Annotated in this window: 17 protein-coding genes; 3 read left to right on the forward strand and 14 right to left on the reverse strand. The window is 43.8% G+C overall.

What is annotated here, in order from left to right:
* Positions 1-82: 82 nt before the first annotated feature.
* The 4 genes from NFU07_RS08920 to NFU07_RS08935 form a co-directional block, all read right to left on the reverse strand.
* On the reverse strand, positions 83-1,333 hold the full coding sequence (locus NFU07_RS08920) for a cation:proton antiporter (RefSeq protein WP_251476889.1): 1,251 nt from the start codon (positions 1,331-1,333) through the stop codon (positions 83-85).
* Positions 1,334-1,467: 134 nt separating this feature from the next.
* Positions 1,468-2,007: a PadR family transcriptional regulator gene (locus NFU07_RS08925; protein ID WP_251476891.1), complete on the reverse strand. Its 540-nt coding sequence runs from the start codon at positions 2,005-2,007 to the stop codon at positions 1,468-1,470.
* Positions 2,008-2,050: 43 nt separating this feature from the next.
* On the reverse strand, positions 2,051-3,238 hold the full coding sequence (locus tag NFU07_RS08930; RefSeq protein WP_251476893.1) for a YhgE/Pip domain-containing protein: 1,188 nt from the start codon (positions 3,236-3,238) through the stop codon (positions 2,051-2,053).
* 359 nt (positions 3,239-3,597) lie between these two features.
* Positions 3,598-4,602 carry an S-layer homology domain-containing protein gene (locus tag NFU07_RS08935; protein ID WP_251476895.1) on the reverse strand — a complete coding sequence of 335 codons (1,005 nt, stop codon included), beginning with the start codon at positions 4,600-4,602 and terminating at the stop codon, positions 3,598-3,600.
* A gap of 343 nt (positions 4,603-4,945) precedes the next feature.
* On the opposite strand from NFU07_RS08935, the gene NFU07_RS08940 reads away from it, so the two are divergent.
* Positions 4,946-5,479, forward strand: coding sequence for an ECF transporter S component (locus tag NFU07_RS08940; protein ID WP_235197691.1), 534 nt, complete (start codon positions 4,946-4,948; stop codon positions 5,477-5,479).
* Positions 5,480-5,529: 50 nt separating this feature from the next.
* On the opposite strand, the gene NFU07_RS08945 is transcribed toward NFU07_RS08940, so the two are convergent.
* The 3 genes from NFU07_RS08945 to NFU07_RS08955 form a co-directional block, all read right to left on the reverse strand.
* Entirely contained in the window at positions 5,530-6,168 is a 639-nt protein-coding gene (locus tag NFU07_RS08945; protein WP_251476897.1) for an O-methyltransferase, read from the reverse strand.
* A gap of 106 nt (positions 6,169-6,274) precedes the next feature.
* Positions 6,275-7,789, reverse strand: coding sequence for a malate:quinone oxidoreductase (locus NFU07_RS08950; protein WP_251476900.1), 1,515 nt, complete (start codon positions 7,787-7,789; stop codon positions 6,275-6,277).
* Between the two features lie 266 nt (positions 7,790-8,055).
* Complete coding sequence (locus tag NFU07_RS08955; RefSeq protein WP_251476903.1) at positions 8,056-9,621, reverse strand: histidine kinase N-terminal 7TM domain-containing diguanylate cyclase; 1,566 nt, start codon at positions 9,619-9,621, stop codon at positions 8,056-8,058.
* Positions 9,622-9,830: 209 nt separating this feature from the next.
* Here NFU07_RS08955 and NFU07_RS08960 point away from each other — a divergent pair, with 209 nt between their 5' ends.
* Complete coding sequence (locus tag NFU07_RS08960) at positions 9,831-10,832, forward strand: GNAT family N-acetyltransferase (protein WP_251476907.1); 1,002 nt, start codon at positions 9,831-9,833, stop codon at positions 10,830-10,832.
* Between the two features lie 69 nt (positions 10,833-10,901).
* On the opposite strand, the gene NFU07_RS08965 is transcribed toward NFU07_RS08960, so the two are convergent.
* The 5 genes from NFU07_RS08965 to NFU07_RS08985 form a co-directional block, all read right to left on the reverse strand.
* The gene (locus NFU07_RS08965; protein WP_251476910.1) at positions 10,902-11,594 is read right to left on the reverse strand and encodes an ABC transporter permease; all 693 of its coding nucleotides are present in this window, start codon (positions 11,592-11,594) and stop codon (positions 10,902-10,904) included.
* A complete protein-coding gene (locus tag NFU07_RS08970; RefSeq protein WP_251476912.1) occupies positions 11,587-12,510 on the reverse strand; it encodes an ABC transporter ATP-binding protein in 924 nt (307 codons plus the stop codon). The genes NFU07_RS08965 and NFU07_RS08970 overlap by 8 nt, the downstream gene beginning before the upstream one ends.
* A gap of 70 nt (positions 12,511-12,580) precedes the next feature.
* On the reverse strand, positions 12,581-13,528 hold the full coding sequence (locus NFU07_RS08975; RefSeq protein WP_251476914.1) for a sensor histidine kinase: 948 nt from the start codon (positions 13,526-13,528) through the stop codon (positions 12,581-12,583).
* Positions 13,525-14,226 (reverse strand): response regulator transcription factor, encoded by a 702-nt coding sequence (locus NFU07_RS08980; RefSeq protein WP_285835949.1) that lies wholly within the window; start codon positions 14,224-14,226, stop codon positions 13,525-13,527. The genes NFU07_RS08975 and NFU07_RS08980 overlap by 4 nt, the downstream gene beginning before the upstream one ends.
* Before the next feature lie 159 nt (positions 14,227-14,385).
* Positions 14,386-14,883: an LURP-one-related/scramblase family protein gene (locus tag NFU07_RS08985; protein ID WP_251476916.1), complete on the reverse strand. Its 498-nt coding sequence runs from the start codon at positions 14,881-14,883 to the stop codon at positions 14,386-14,388.
* Positions 14,884-15,065: 182 nt separating this feature from the next.
* On the opposite strand from NFU07_RS08985, the gene NFU07_RS08990 reads away from it, so the two are divergent.
* Positions 15,066-15,635, forward strand: coding sequence for a YdeI/OmpD-associated family protein (locus NFU07_RS08990; protein ID WP_251476918.1), 570 nt, complete (start codon positions 15,066-15,068; stop codon positions 15,633-15,635).
* A 62-nt stretch (positions 15,636-15,697) separates the two neighbouring features.
* On the opposite strand, the gene NFU07_RS08995 is transcribed toward NFU07_RS08990, so the two are convergent.
* Together NFU07_RS08995 and NFU07_RS09000 are read right to left on the reverse strand one after the other, a co-directional pair.
* Positions 15,698-16,033: a hypothetical protein gene (locus tag NFU07_RS08995; RefSeq protein WP_251476920.1), complete on the reverse strand. Its 336-nt coding sequence runs from the start codon at positions 16,031-16,033 to the stop codon at positions 15,698-15,700.
* Positions 16,034-16,065: 32 nt separating this feature from the next.
* Entirely contained in the window at positions 16,066-16,371 is a 306-nt protein-coding gene (locus tag NFU07_RS09000; protein ID WP_251476922.1) for a hypothetical protein, read from the reverse strand.
* Positions 16,372-16,481 lie beyond the last annotated feature (110 nt).

Genomic DNA, 16,481 nt, shown 5'->3' on the forward strand with positions numbered 1-16,481 from the left:
TGCTTGTCCGTCTTACGCAAACGAGCTCATCGCGTCTTTAACAATAGAGCATGGCGGAAACTGTGTCAATGTTTTACACTTCTCATTTGTCTTGTTTATTGATGAACTTGGTTAATGGATAAACTCCAATGCTTTGGATTACAAGTGATAAAAGAATGACCGCAAAAGCCAGCGACACCAACAAATCATCTTTCTCTCCTACTTCATTTTCAAGCCAGAGCAGCAACGCAACCGACATTGCGCCTTTGATGCCCGACCAGGTGAGCAGCGAAGTGGTTGAAAAATCATTGGTGAATTCCTTTCTCCAGGCTGGAACCCCGTAAATAAACACGGCCAGCACAATAAACCTGGCGAAAATGGATAACAGGAAAATCCCCACTGCTAGTCCCCATTTTGAAAAGGCCAAGTATTCAGCGCCTTGAATACCGATTAATAGGAACAGCAACCCTAAAAGCGTCGGGTTGACAATATTCCAAAAGCCATCAAGCGATTCTTGGATGTGGCTATTGTCTTTATCCTCATCGAATTCAAAAGTTAATACGATACCTGCAACTACGGTTGCCAAAACGCCGGAAACGCCTATCGCCTCTGCCAGATAAAAACCCCCATAAGCTACGATAATCGTCAGCATGACATGATAATGCCGGTTATGCGTGTAATGGATGATTTTGCTCATGAGCCAGCCAAGAAACAAGCCGACCGCAATCCCTCCAAGGGACACCACCAAAAATTCGGAAATGAACTTTCCTGCTGAAAAGCCATCCTCTGTCTGGAACATCGCAAGAAAAATAGTGAAAATGACAACACTCGTTCCGTCATTGACCATCGATTCCCCTTCTACTACATCTGCAATTTTCTCTTCTCCTTTACTTTGCTTCAATATAGCTGTTATCGAAACTGGATCTGTCGGAATGAGAATCGCAGCCAAAAGAAAGGCCGCCGTCAGTGAAATGGATATCGACAATCCGCTCATCCAGTAGATGCCAAGCCCTAAAAGCCCAGCGGTCGCCATCAGCCCCAATGTACTGAGTGCCGCAATAATCCCTGCATTTTCCTTCAGCTGCTTGATTGGAAACTGATAGGCCGATGTGAACAAAATAGCAGGAAGAAAAACAGTGAAAATGATGTCTTTGGTGATATGCAGATTTGAGAAAAATGGAAGAAATGAAAGACCGATCCCGATCAGTACAAGAACCACAGGAACCGGAAAGTAATTCTTTTTGATATCGATTGTATAAACAATGTACCCAATCAATAAGAGCAGTAAAATTTGATGAGCCAGCAAGGTATCCACGCCTTTCAAATTTTCTACACAGACCTTACTTCTCTTCATTCCTTTCTTTCTCAAAGTTAAACTTTTACCTTCCAAAGTACCAGTCGGCTCCGCTACTCGATTCTAGAATTTATAAAAAAAAGCCTCAGACAATGACCACCTTAATAGTGTCTTGCCTGAAGCTTTTCAGTTCGCTAGATTTTTCTTTCTTTGATGCGTTTGATCGTCTCTTCGATCCAATGCGCTGTATGCTCCGCTTTGCTGTTAAAATAATCATTCATGAAATCAACAAAATTCGTTCTTGATTCGTCCACGTCGATCATTTCCCGGAAAGTGGCCATATGTCCCCAACGCTCTTTATGTTTTTGCAGTTTTCCTTCTAAGATCAGCACAACTTTATCCCGATCCACATAATCCAAGGTTGCCAAACCGATGATCATTTCATTTACGGCTTTCGACTTCTCAAATAAGCTATAGATTTTCTTCGGCAACTCTTTCCGGCCTTTTTCAGTGATTGCAAAGACTTGTTTGTCCGGACGATGCTCTTCTCTAATCACTTCAACGACTTCGATTAAGCCTTGTTTCGTAAGGGCTTCAAAATGATAGTAAAGTTTGCTTTCCGTTAATCCCGCAAATTCGTCAAACGGGATCGGTTCAGAAAGCTGCCGCTTCAATTCGTAAGGATAATTATTGCCTTCGATCAGTTTGCTCAATATATAAATTTGGATTGCCATCTTTTAGACTCCTTTGGCAAGAACTGACTTCATTGTAGCAAACTTACGCTGTGATTTCAGCAGCGTTCTGGAGTTTTGCTTCTTGTGCTTCCGGCGCTTCAATCGGAACCGGTTTGTGAAGAAATGCCACGATCAAGATATTGATCAGCAGCGCTGCTCCTCCGATGGCTGCCATCATCCATTGATTAGGCGCCGCGCTGACGCTGCCATACAAAGTAGCAAAATAAGCTTGGACCGAATAATACATCGGTGAAATATAGCTCATCCACTCATATGGCAGATACATCATTTCGCGAGGCATAGTCGCCCCGTTCGCAAGCGTTTGAATCAATAGAATCGGCAAGTTTAGCACCATGCCGCCTTCGCCTACCAAGAAGATCAAAATGGCAGTGAAGTTAAAGCAGACCATATAGTTTAAGATTTGCTGTGCGGTTAGCCCCAGCAGCAATTCCGTTCCATAGCCGTTGACGAAATAAGAAATCGCCACGCCAAGAACCGAAGATACAACAGCAATCATTAAAGCAGTCAATTGAAGATAGATGAACAAGCGGGTTTTGCTTGCTTTGCCGCGGCTGTCTTTAAAGGCTGACACCAACTGCATGGCTCCGATCATGGCTCCGGTATATCCAGCCATCGTCAAGAACATCGGCAGCATGTTATTGTTCATGCCCGCCGGCACTTCGTTGATCGTCACCATATTGCCTGTATAAGACGTTTCAATCATTTGCGCTATTTCCGTTGCTTGTTCTTCCGGTATATTCAAGTTCATTAATACACCTTGTGCCGTCTGTGTAGAAAATTGTGTACTTAATTGGTTATTGATTTGATTTACGATGGAGGTCATCGTTGAAGATACGACGGTTGCGCTTGCACCGTTCGTGGTGAAGTCGATGCTTGATGCCGCTTCCCCGTTTTGCATATCAGCAGAAAAAGTTTCCGGAATGTGAATGATTAATGCTAAATCATTCTTTTCCAGTTGTTTCATCGCTTGTTTATTTGTTAGACCCGTTTCAATTTCTTCAAATGGCAGTTTTTCCGATAATTGCTCGGAAATCATTTTGCCATACTCGCCGGCATCGTCATTCACCATTGCAATCGGCATTTGATCAATATTATTCGGAATGGCCGAGTAACCGGGAATGAAAATGCCCAGCATAGCAATCGCGTAGAAAATCCCCATAAAAATGGCGGCGATTGCGCCTTTGTTCTTTAAGAACTGTGTAAACTTCATCTGTTGCTTCCTTCTTTCTCTTTTCAATTCACTTTTTAAATAGTACTTTAATTAGAGTACTATTTTTAAACTAGTTAGCATTCTACTCTCTTTTGTTTTGAAGTTCAACAAATCAATCCATCTTTTTTTACCGATAGTGGAAATATGTATATATAGGGAAGGAAATATTTGGATGAGGCTAAGGCAGTCGATAAATTGTTTCATGTGAAACATTTCTTATCTTCTAAATGATAGGGGTTCTGAGCAAAGTGTTCCTTTTAAATTTGCACAAAAAAATTGCCTGCAGATGTTAGGACAACCCTAATATCTGCAGGCATTTTTCTTTAAGAGGAAAAATTATAAGTGTTCATTTACTTTCTTCATTCAGGGAAGAAATTGAATGTGTAAGTAATGCCACGGAATTCGTCATTATACGGAAGGTTGAATGTAATATCTACCGTATTTTTGCTTGCCAATGAAACCATGATTGCTTGTTTTGCATCTTGAGCGCCAGCAGCAACTGTGCCATTGCCATTAGAGATTTCATAAGAAACGTTATTGACTAGGACTGTTTCAATTCCTTGGTCTGCTAACGATTGGAAGAACCCTGTACCTGATTCAGGTGCTGGAAGATCTCCAGATCCCTCAATATTAAATGTATTCACTCGGGACTCGTCTACAACTACATCGTAGCCATATTCTGCTCCAAGAGAAGCAAATCCATTCATTGCATCTCGGAAGTCTTCGCTCAACTCTTCCACTTCAAGCATTTCTGCTCTGTAAATGAAGATAGCGAAATCTCCGCGTTTGATGGAATTATCGGGAGCGAACTTAGTAGCAGAAACCCCTTGCGTGATGCCATTTGCCATCAAGCCGGCTACTGCCTGGCTATAGCGGCTGTTTACATCGGTGAACGTCATGTTCGATACATCGCCTTTAAAGTTATACGCATTAGCGTTGCTCATCATTAAAGCGACTTCTCCACGTGTAATCGTGTCGTTGAAACCGAAAGTTTTAGATGTCTTCCCGTTAATGATTCCAGCTGCTTTTAATGAATTGATCGCAAGGGTACCGCGAGTTGGTACATCGTTGAATCCAGATGCCGGAGCTTTAGGATCCTTCAAGTTCAATGCTTGTGCCAAAATAATAGCTGCATCGCCGCGTTTGATCGTTTCATTTACGCCAAATGAAGTCTTCGTCAAACCGTTTGATAAATTATTTGTCACCAAATACGTAATTGGCAACGCATAACGTTCGGATACATCAGTGAAAGCTGCTGTTTTCACTTCATCAGCTGCAACCGCTGGCACTACTGCAGTAGCTACTAATGCAGCCGAAGCTCCTGCTACTGCGAAATACTTGAATTTTTTCGAATCGATTTTCATTCACTAATTCCTCCTCTTAAATGGGTTCATTCTCGCCTTTATTTCCCAGTTGTTTAAATATTATAGTAATATTTGTAATAAAGGCCTTCTCCTATTTATACCAATGTGCTATCAATATTAATAGAATAGAAATACCCAATTTTGAAAATTCATACTAATTATCTATTGACGTTTATAGGAAATAAAAATTAGTTTTTTCAGTTATTATTTCTATTTTTTATAACTGACCTCTACATTTTCTTTTAAATTGATACTTTTCACTAGGCCATCCCTTTGATAATGTATGGTAACAGTCCGTTACAGCATTGCAATGGACCGAAACAATAGATAAGGATGGGTTACCATGCAAAAAACAACTACTTACCCGAGTACACGCACTTTTGATCTGATTTTAACTTCTATGGCCATCGCTCTCGTATTTGTGGCTACTCTTTTGTTAAATATCCGACTTCCTATCGCTGCAAATGGCGGATTGGTCCATTTAGGAACCGCTATGCTTTTTATCATTTCCACCCTTTTCGGCCCTAAAAAAGGAGCCATTGCCGGCGGTGTGGGGATGGGATTGTTCGATTTGTTTTCCGGATGGACGCTTTGGGCGCCATTCAGTCTCGTGACGCGCGGCCTGCAAGGCTATATTGTCGGCAAAATCTCTTGGGCTAAAGGGCGGAATGGCGGAAGCATCGGCTTTAATATTCTGGCGGCTCTTGTCTCGCTGCCGTTTATGCTCGCTGGCTATTATGTTTGCGAAGCTGTGCTCTTCAGCAGTTGGATTATTCCACTGGCTTCTATCCCAGGCAACCTTGTTCAAAATATTGTTGGCCTCGCTGTGGCGATTCCAGTCGTGGCAGCATTAAAGAAAACCCCATTTTTCAAATAAACACATAAAAAAGAGGATGCGAAATTGCTGCATCCTCTTTTTCATTCCAATCAATTTATGACTCTTGAAACAGTTACTCCATCACCAATTGGAATTAATAAAGATTCCAATCGTGGATGATTGACTACTAAGTCATTGTATTTTTTCATGATATCCGTATACCGTTTTGGCTCGGCTAGATCGTCAACGACACTTCCCGCTGCCAATACATTATCCGAAAGAATCAATGCACCTGGTTCTGCAAGCTGCAGACAGCCATTCAAATAATTTTCATAGTTTTCTTTATCGGCATCGATAAAGAAAAAATCGAATGTGTTCTTGTCCGCAATCAACTTTTCCAGGCTTTCCAGCGCCGGGCCTGTCAGGTAGCTAATCTGTTCTTCAAAACCGGCCTTGGTCAAATTTCGCTCCGCAACTTCTGCATAACGTTCTTCCAGCTCCAAGGACGTTAACTTTCCTTCGCTGCCGAATCCACGAGCCAGGCAAATTCCGCTGTATCCGCCAAGCGCTCCTATTTCCAAGATATTCTTCGCTCCAGAAATCGCCACTAACATGGTCAGCAATTTTCCGGAAGAGGGTGAAACTGAAATGGCTGGCATGCCATTTTCTGCGATGGAAGCTACGACTTCTTCCAATAGAGCATCTTGAGTATTAAATACAGCATCAATATAGGCATTTGTCTTTTTCATAACACAGATTCCCCTTTTCCGATTTATGGATGATGCCTTTATTATAACTTCCCCATCAAAAAAAGAACCATTCTTCCCTGTGGCGGGAGGAATGGTTCTTTTGGAATTACTTCGTCAATACAGCTGATTTTGTTTCTTCTTCAACCACTAATCCCAATGTTTTAGCTGTTGAAGTGTGGACTTCTTTTAGAAGTTCCGGATGTTCGTTTAATGATTTGCCGTAAGATGGCACCATTTCTTTGATCTTCGGCTCCCAATCTTTGATTTGTTCTGGGAAGCATTTTGCAAAGATTTCAAGCATGGCATGGACTGCTGTCGATGCACCAGGAGAAGCGCCCAGCAATGCTGCAATCGAACCGTCAGCTGCTGTTACGATTTCCGTACCGAATTGAAGCGTCCCTTTGCCTTTATCGGTATCTTTGATCACTTGAACGCGCTGTCCTGCTACCACAACATCCCAGTCTTCAAGTTTTGCCGTCGGGATGAATTCACGCAATTCTTCGATGCGCTGTTCGTTTGAAAGCATCAATTGCTGCACTAGATACTTCGTCAAAGAAAGCTCTTTAGCACCTGCTGCAAGCATTGTGAAAACGTTATTCGGTTTTACAGAACCGATTAGATCCATATTTGAACCGGTCTTCAGGAATTTTGGAGAGAAACCGGCAAATGGACCGAATAGCAATGATTTTTTGTTGTCGATAAAGCGTGTGTCAAGATGCGGAACAGACATCGGAGGAGCTCCGACTTTTGCTTTTCCGTAAACTTTCGCATGGTGCTGTTCAACGATTTCGGGTTTGTTGCAGACAAGGAACAAGCCGCTTACCGGGAATCCGCCAATATGCTTGGACTCCGGAATGCCTGTTTTCTGCAGCAATGGCAAGCTTCCGCCTCCGCCGCCGATAAATACGAAGCTTGCTGTATGATACTCGATTTTGTCGCTTTCAAGATCATGCACTTTCACTTCCCATTTGCCTTCGCTGTTGCGTTTAATATCTTTCACGCTGTGTTTGTAATTGATGTCGACATTTTGCTCTTTCAAATGTTCAAAAAGCATTTTTGTCAACGCGCCGAAGTTTACATCTGTACCTGTATCGATTTTAGTTGCTGCCAATGGCTCAGTTGATGTACGGCCTTCCATGATGAGTGGAATCCATTTCTTCAATGTCTCTGCATCTTCTGCGTATTCCATTCCTTTGAATAACGGAATATCAGCCAATGCTTTAAAGCGGTTGTTCAAGAATTTCACATTGTCTTCCCCTTCTACTAAACTCATATGGGGAATCGACTTGATGAAATCTTCCGGGTTGCTGATCCGTCCGTTTTTCACAAGGAAGGACCAGAATTGCCGCGACAACTGGAACTGTTCATTGATTTTGATCGCTTTATTGATATCAATGGATCCGTCAGAGTTCTCAGGAGTATAGTTCAGCTCGCATAATGCAGCATGTCCTGTACCCGCGTTATTCCATTCGTTAGAGCTCTCAGCCCCTGCGCTTGGAAGCTTCTCAAACACTTGGATTTCCATCTCAGGTGCTACCTCTTTAAGCATTGACCCTAAAGTCGCGCTCATGACTCCAGCACCAATTAAAATAACGTCTGTTTTCTTCTGTAGGTTGCCCATTATAACCTTCCTTTTCTAACCGATTATTGCAGAAAACTCAAGGCATGGCTTTCTTGGTGTCAAACACCGCCGAAGAATGCTGATTTCTGCTTTACTATTAACTATATCATACTGGCTCGTAGTTATTTACAATTCAAAACATTACTATTATAAGCCTTTTAAAGAGAAAAGTCCGTTAAAAAGACTTCAATTTGCATAAAAATAAAGCCTTTTCCCATTTTTTTAAGGAGAAGGCTTTCATACTTTCCGTTATCTCTTTAGTGATTTTATAGGAGCTGTTCAGCCGCATAGGTTTTCACCTGGTTGCGCCCTTCGTGTTTTGCCGCATATAAAGCGAGATCCGCTTTGTTCAGGAGCTGATAGAGGGTTTCTTCTGGCATCGCCGAAGCTTCAGCCACACCGCTGCTTATGGTTACGGAGATCCGGTTCTCGTCCACATGCAAAAAGCTGGTTTCTACTTGGCGGCGCAGCCGCTCTGCCACTGCTGCCCCTTCTTCAATATTCCCTCCGTCTAACGCTAATACAAATTCCTCGCCGCCATAGCGCGCGAACAACATCTTCTCTTTCAACTCTGCTCGGCAAATGTCGACCACATGTTTCAGCAGCTGATCGCCTACTTGATGCCCAAATGTGTCGTTTACTTGTTTGAAATGATCGATGTCAATCAGCATCACAGTGAAAGGAGCTTCCACTCGTTTGGCTTTGGCAAATTGCTGCTCGCTTATTTGGAAGAATGCCCGCCGGTTGAAAACCCCGGTCAGTTCGTCGTAATAGGCTTGGTGCTCAAGCTTTCGCTGCAAGCTCTTTAATTCTGTAATATCCGTGAAGATGATTAGCAAGCCTTTATTTTCGCTGCCATGCCGCAACGGAGAAATGCGCACTTGGTAAACACGTTCCAAAAGTTCGTTTTTCAACTCGATTTCCTGCAGCGACTCTGCCGCTTTTAATTCAAATGGAAATGCTGTTTCAGACAACCCTTTCCATACATTTTCAAAATGTACACCGAATAGCGATGCATCGAGCGAAGGAAACATCTTTTCAGCCGACTGGTTAAATTCAATGAGATTAAGTGATTCGTTCAGCACAAAAACACCATCGCTTATGCTATTGAATATCGCATCTTTGGCAATCGGCATAACCGCAAATAATTGCGAGCGGTTGATCACCCATAGATAGAGAATGGAAGAAACGCAAATAACCATCGGCACCGGATCAATTCCTTCAGGCGTTAAGCCGATCAAGTAAATAAATGCAGTGGACATGGGAATCAATTGGCCAATTGATAAAGCAAAAATTTGTGGACGGTAAGCTTTCGCCGTTTCTCTCCAGCGGAAAAGCACCAGTAAGAAAGCAGCCAACATACAGCCGAAGGTATAAATTCCGTGGATAAGGTACCAGAGACCGATTTCTTGATGAACGAAAGGAGCGCCTAGCGAAGGGTCAATTTCAAACACTTTGTAATGCAGATGATGAAAATCATTTGTAGCTACCATCAGAAAGCTGATGGCGGGTATAGCAAGCATCGCTGCAATTCTTTTTTTCGTCAGCTTTATCCCTAAATAATGCATGATGAACAGCAATCCTAAAGGCGCCGAAGCCGCCATGCCAATGTATAGCAAGGTGTTCCAAAACTTCAATTGCCCGATGGTATCCGCGGTTAAACTAAAGGCGGAAGCGAAGCAATAGATGGTGATAGAAGCTGTATAGATCATAAAAAAATTAGCGATTTTCTTATATTGCTGCCTTTTGGCAAAGACATATGCGCCTAAATACAAATTTAATACACCGGATGTGCAAATCAGTGTAATATAGGTCGTTAATTGAGAACTCATCATACTACCTTCTTCAAACTTTAAATTTTTTCTTATAATGTAGCACATGTTACAGAAAAAGTAGATAGAAAGTAGAAGATATTTTTAAACAAATTAGCACAATTTTCCCATAGGTTGTATGAAACTGATTATGAAAATAATTTTTGTTGAAAGGAATTCCTTTTTCTACATGGAATACTATAGATGTCTGAATTGAGAGGGGGAATTTCATGGAAATCAGAAATTTCGATGCGGCTATGGCTTCTCAGGCTGCTGCTTTGCTTGCAGGCCGCCATCAAACCGAAAGAGCCCTTTTTCCCGAATTGCCTGCCCGCTTTGAGAAATCGGAGCATGCGGAAAAAGCCATCCGGGGATTGTTAGCAAAATCGCCGTCTGTAGGAGTAGCCGCTTTCCGGCATGAAAAAATGGTCGGTTACATGATTGCCCAAACTCTAAACGAACCGCAAAGAGGCCGCCATGCCTGGATTGATTATGCCGGATATGCATTGGATCTGGATGCATCAGAAGAACTGATCCGCCAACTTTATTGCGAATTAGGTGAACAATTGGTGCAGCTTGGCTATTTCAGCCATTTTGTGCTGACGCCTTGCGGCAATCCAAAAGCGATGGATGCTTGGTTCAGAGTTTGTTTTGCCTACGAACAAGTCCATGGATTGCTGGACTTGAAAAATGTTCAGCCGCTCGACTCCTACGATCCTTCCATTCGTTTAGCGGTAAAGTCAGACGAGGCGGCTGTCCGGGAAATGTCGAATATGATACCGTCCCAAGTCGCTTCCGCTCCTTCCTGGGGTGCTACATTGCCCGAAATGCTGCCGGATTTGAATGACGGCTATGCGGAATTATTGGATGAAGAAGATGTGCGGTTTTGGGCGGCATTTGAAGAAGACGGGACGATTGCCAGCTGCATCGCTGCCTGGCCTGACGAAGCGTCTGAAGCGAATATGCGCATACCGGAACGTTGCAGCACAGTGAGCTGTGTCGCCACAAGAGAAGGATTTCGCGGAAAAGGGCTATCGAGCCAGCTATTATCGATTGTTTTGAACGAGGCAAAACAATCCGGATTCGAATTTTTCGAGACCGACTGGCGCATGGCGAATCTCCCCATCTCCAACTTTTTGCCAAGGCGCGGATTTAAACCTTATGCCTACCGGCTCCATCGCCAAATTGACGCCCGCGTTCTTTGGGCGAACGGCAGCAATTCAACAAAGTAAAAAAGCTGCCTTTTAAGGCAGCTTTCATTTTAGAAAATGAAGATTCTTTTTCGCTCCGTCCTGCACTACTTAGAAATCTTTCTGAACAGCTCTTCCTACTACTAAATTGGCGACAATGAAGCCAAAAACACCAAGCAGGACCGGAACGGCTGTAAAGGAAAGCAGGTTGGTGCCGATCGTATCCACTGATGAAGACAATAACGCCACAATGAGGATGGACGAAGTGATCGTTGCCGGCACTGAATATTTCATCATGCCGAAAAACAGCGGGATTAAGGACATACCTGCACAAGCAATGGCTAACACAACGAGATGGATAAGGTAATCGGTTTGTAATGCAGCCGGCAGATCAACGGGCGTGACGGTGTAAAAACCATTAATAAAGGAAAAGCTGTAGTAGACGATCAAGATTGAGGCGATGATGAAAAAAAAAGTGAGCACGCTGATGATGATCAGTTTAGCGAGCAGCAGCTTTTTCCGGCTGATCGGATACATGAACAGGACAGAAATGGTTTTATTCTTAAACTCTTCGATAATGGTATTGGAAAGCAGCACCGACGCATAAATCACAAATGCCGCAACGACCAGCAGTTCAATCAGCAGGCGGATTTCTTGCCCGCTGGCCAGAAATTCCTGTGCCGCTTCCGGTTCAAGACCGAGCAGCATCAAAATGCTGAGAATGGCTAGATTGATGAACACAAAACTCAAAGCGACACTCGTTAAATTCATTCTTTTCAGTTCCAGTTTAATCAAATTAAGCATGGGAATCTCCTCCTATAAGCTGCAGGAAATAATCTTCGAGAGGCTGCTGTTTATGATTGATGGCCCCGATGGCGACGTGGCTTTGGACCATTGCCTGGATGATGTCATTTTGCGAAATGTGTTCATCGTAGATATTGATCAAGCCTTTTTCTTCTTTCACTCGGAAGTTCTTCAATTTCAATTCGTTTTCCAGTACGAAAGCCGCTCTTGGGTAATCTTCAACAAAAAGTTCCAAGTGATTGGCGTGCGAGTTTCTGATTTCGTCCATGGAAGCTTCTTTAATGAGTTTTCCTTTTCGGATGACGCCGACTGTATCGGCGATATGTTCAATTTCTGCCAGGTTATGGCTCGATATCAATAAAGTGATGCCGTATTGGCGGCTCAATTTCATAAAAAGATCGCGCAATTCATGCATGCCAACCGGATCGAGCCCATTCACCGGCTCATCTAGAATCAGAAGTTCTGGCTTTGTCATGACTGCTCTTGCAATGCCGAGCCGCTGCTTCATGCCGAGCGAGAATTCCTTGACCGGCTTGTCTTCCACATTGATCAGGTTCACAAGTGCCAAAGCTTCGGAAATCGCCTTTTTGTCGTAATACCCCATATACTCACAATGAAGTTCGAGGTTTTTTCTCGCTGTCAGCTTTTCGTAGAAAATCGGGTATTCAATGATACTTCCCATTCTTTTCAGCAGTTCGTAAGAAGTTCCGTGGACTTTCTCACCCAACACTTCAATCTCGCCTCCAGATGGCTTCACCAAATTGGTGATCATTTTCATGACCGTCGTTTTTCCTGCGCCGTTCGGTCCAAGAAAGCCATAAATCTCCCCTTTGCGTATATTCATACTCACTTCGGAAACCACTTCTTCCCCGCGATAAGTTTTCGTCAGCCCTTGCGTTCTAAGAATATAAACCATTCCGCCATCTCCTCTCTTGCTTCTTAGATACACTTTATCAAAGGGAACTGTCGTTTCACTTACTAAATCCTTACGAATTCCTTACGTTTGTTAGGGCTTTGAATTTCAGGGTGAAAACCGTCTTGTTGAAAGGGACGCTGGAAAAATCAATGCTTCCTTTCATGCGTTCCGTGAGCCTTTTCGCAATAGTCAATCCGAGCCCGCTTCCTTCAGCGGAGGAACTTCTCGCATCTTCCAAGGTGTAAAGGCGCTCGAATACATTATGGAGATCTTTGTCGTTGATCCCTTTGCCCCGGTCCCAGACTTCTATCTGCACTTCATCCTTCTTCCGCTCTAATTTGAGCCCGAGTATCTGCCCATCTTTTCCGTACCGGATGGCATTGGATATCAGATTCTCCAACACCCGCGTGAGGGCTTCCGAATCCGCTTGGATATAAATCGATTCTTCCGGGATTTCAACCGCTACTTCAAAGCCTTTCGCAGTCAAGGTATCGTAAAAGCCGAGGATGGTTTTACGGCATACTTCATTGATGTCGACCGTTTCAATTTCAATCGGCCAATCATCCGATTCCAGCTTCGCCAAATCAAAAAATTTGCTGATCAGGTTTCCGACTTCAATGACTTTTCCGTTCACTTTCGAAAGCAGCTCTTCCTGTTCTTCAGGCGTGTAGCGCTTGTCGTGCTGAATCGTTTCAATATAGCCCAGAATGACCGTTAACGGCGTTTTCAGGTCATGGGAGACATTGGACAGCATGCGGTTCATCGACATTCGGATGCGTGCTCCGTCAGCTGTGTATTCCTGATGGTAATCAAGCAGGGAATTGATGCTCGCCAGCAACTCACGGAGCGGTTTTTCATCAGTAACGATCCGCAGCCGTTCAGTCGATTGCGTATCCATGATTTCATTTATTTTCCGGGAAATATACGGAAGGTCTTCTGTGATGGCTTTTTTTATCTTGTAATAGCGGTAGCTTACAAACAGCAGCAAAATTAAAAGGACAGCGCTCACATAAATCATTTCTCCATCTCCATCTTGTAGCCGATTCCCCAAACGGTCTTTATGTATTTCGGCGAGGACGCATCTTCTTCGATCTTCCCACGGAGCCGCCGGATGTGGACATTGATGACATTATCGTCTCCGTAATATGCCTCTTTCCACACGCTTTCAAAAAGTTGGCCTTTCGTGAAGACGCGGTTCGGATTGGTCGCGAGCAAACTGAGGATTTGAAATTCCTTCGCTGTCAGGTTGATTTCACTGCCGTTTTTCAAAACGGCAAAATTCGATAGATTGATTTCGAGCTCATCCACTTTCACCAGTTGATCGGGATGTCCCGTTGCCGTATGGCTGTATTGTTTGGAACGGCGCAGCGCCGCTTTCACGCGTGCCGTCATTTCAATCAATGAAAATGGCTTTGCGATATAATCATCCGCCCCGAACCCAAGCCCAAGCGCTTTGTCCACATCGCTGCCTTTTGCAGACATGATCAAAATTGGCAGCATGCTGTCTTTTCTTAGTTCCTGCAGAATATCCAGTCCGTTTGCTGTCGGAAGCATCAAATCCAGGATGACCAAATCCACCGTTTCTTTCGCAAATAGGCGCAGCGCTTCATCACCGTCAAACGCTGACGTAACGGCATAGCCTTCCCTTTTCAAGTGGTTTGCCACCATTTCGTGGATTTGCTGATCATCTTCAACCACTAATATCGTTTCGTTCACTGTTTTCACTTCTTTCTCGTCTTGTGCCCGTTTAATTTAAATCGTTTCCTGTTTCTATGATTCCATTCGAAAGGGAAAATTTCCTTTTTTCAGAGCAAGTTTCCGAAATAAAAAGCTGCCGAGTATCGACAGCTTCAAACCTTGCCGTATCGTCAGTCGTTACCCCGCTCCTCCGGCAGCGGCAGCAGACTGATCCGATTTGACACAATCAATGGCCACAACGATAGCAATCACCACAGTTTCCATTTCTTCATCCAGTATCTCTACTTTGTAGCTGTCTCCCCAAGTGAACCATTCCTTGCTGACCTGGCCCACCACTTCTCCGTGCTGCAGGATTTGAAAATTCATATCCCACCAATTTCCTTGAACATCGATGCCCGTGCCTTCAATCGTATAACGGGCTTTTAAAAAAGAAAACTCTTTTTGGATCGTCAACCGCTCCTGCCCATTCACTTCCACAAAAAACCTAGGCAGGAAGCTGAATGTCTTCTTTGTGATAAGCGCCACTTCTTCTCTCGCCGGGTTCATGATGGAAAAGGTTTTAGGAATTTGCATAAAACTGCCTTCAACATAATAGACATCGTTTTCTGCTGAATCTTTTACCGTGAATTTGCCGCTCAGACTGAAGACTTTCTGTTTGATGTAGAATTGCTTCATTTTCTTCATCCCCTTTTCGAAAATTAAAAACTTCGCCAAAATCCTTATTAACTTGTATACGTTTTTACAAGCGCTTGGTTTCCGATTCAAGACGATTCTTTTGGATACGTGGAAAAGCATTCCGTATCCCTTTTCCACCGGTTATACTAAAGGCAATTATTTTCCGAAAGGATGAGCCATTTATGGAGATCGAGAATTTGATACCTGTGAAAACCCGTCAAGAGCTGAGAACTTGGCTGGAGGAACACGCAGCAACTGAAAAGTTCTGTTGGGTGGTCGTCAGCATAAAAGAGCAGCCCGGAACGCTCCTCTATTTAGATGCGGTCGAAGAGGCGCTGTGCTTCGGCTGGATCGACAGCACCAAAAAGAGGGTATCCGATACCGAAGTTGCCCAACGGCTTTCCCCGCGGCAAAAAAAGAGCAATTTCACAGAGTTGAACAAAGAACGTGTGCTGAGGCTCGAAAAATTGGGCTTGATGACAGATCGTGGCCGGAGCATCTTGCCGGATATGCGTCCGGAGTCTTTTATCATCGATTCTGAAATTGAAGCTCGCTTGAAAGAAGACGAGCAAGTCTGGCAACATTTCCTCCACTTTCCGGAACCCTACAAAAGAATTCGCATCGATACCATCCAAAGCTCCAAAAGCGATCCTGACCTTTTCAATAAACGATTGGAGAAGTTTATCGAAAACACGAAGAAAAATAAATTATATGGCCAGTGGCATGATAACGGACGTTTGATTGATTATTAACACGAGAAAAGGCTGCCAGATGATTTCGGCAGCCTTTACGGTATCACTGACTACAGCGGGCTTTAAAGAAGCATGTTCTTTTTCCGCCCGGACCAAAGGAGATAGCCCAACCAGATTAAGGTCAGCCCCATCGGTACTGCCAGCACCCGGTCGTATGGATGCGGAATGATGGAAGCTCCAAGGGTAGCGACGGCACTAAAGACCAGGAAAACACCGGCAAGGCGCGGCAGCACTTTGGCACGGATGATGGCAAAACCGAGCAAGACGCCGCCAAGAATATACATTCCTCCAGCCAAAGGCGCTAAAAGCGGCAGAAATCCGAGATCTGCGCCCGTTGAATAGCCGCCAAATATCCCCAAGAATCCTTCGACAAATTCAGGTGCCTCGTCGATGAGCACGGGCAGAACCAACGCTTCAATAAAGCTGAAAATCAGTGAGGCTGCCAGAACAGACTAAAGATGAGCGTTCCCGCCAGTCCGAGCCAGCCGCTTTCCTTTATTTGCTTTGTGTAAATTCCTACGGTTCCAATCAAACTCGAAAAAGACATCAGACTGGTTAGCCCTGAAACAACAAGCCAGGAGCTTGTTCGAACCGAGGATAATTGATCCGGCGGATGGATCAGTTGGATTGTGATGAATAAACTTCCGGCTAGAATCGCTGATAATCCCATCCAGCGGATTAAACCGTCAGCTGAAATGGTTTTTCTTTCTTCGGTAGTCGTGAAAAGTGTTGCCATAAGCTATTCCTCCCTTTCTGAATAAAAGTAAAATCATTTTTGTATTGCCTCAAGCCAGTAGGAGAATGATATAATTAACTGAAAAAACAGTCTTTTTTAAGGGGAATCCG

The organism is Planococcus sp. NCCP-2050, from assembly GCF_023708025.1.
In the GTDB taxonomy this organism is placed as follows: Bacteria; Bacillota; Bacilli; order Bacillales_A; family Planococcaceae; genus Planococcus.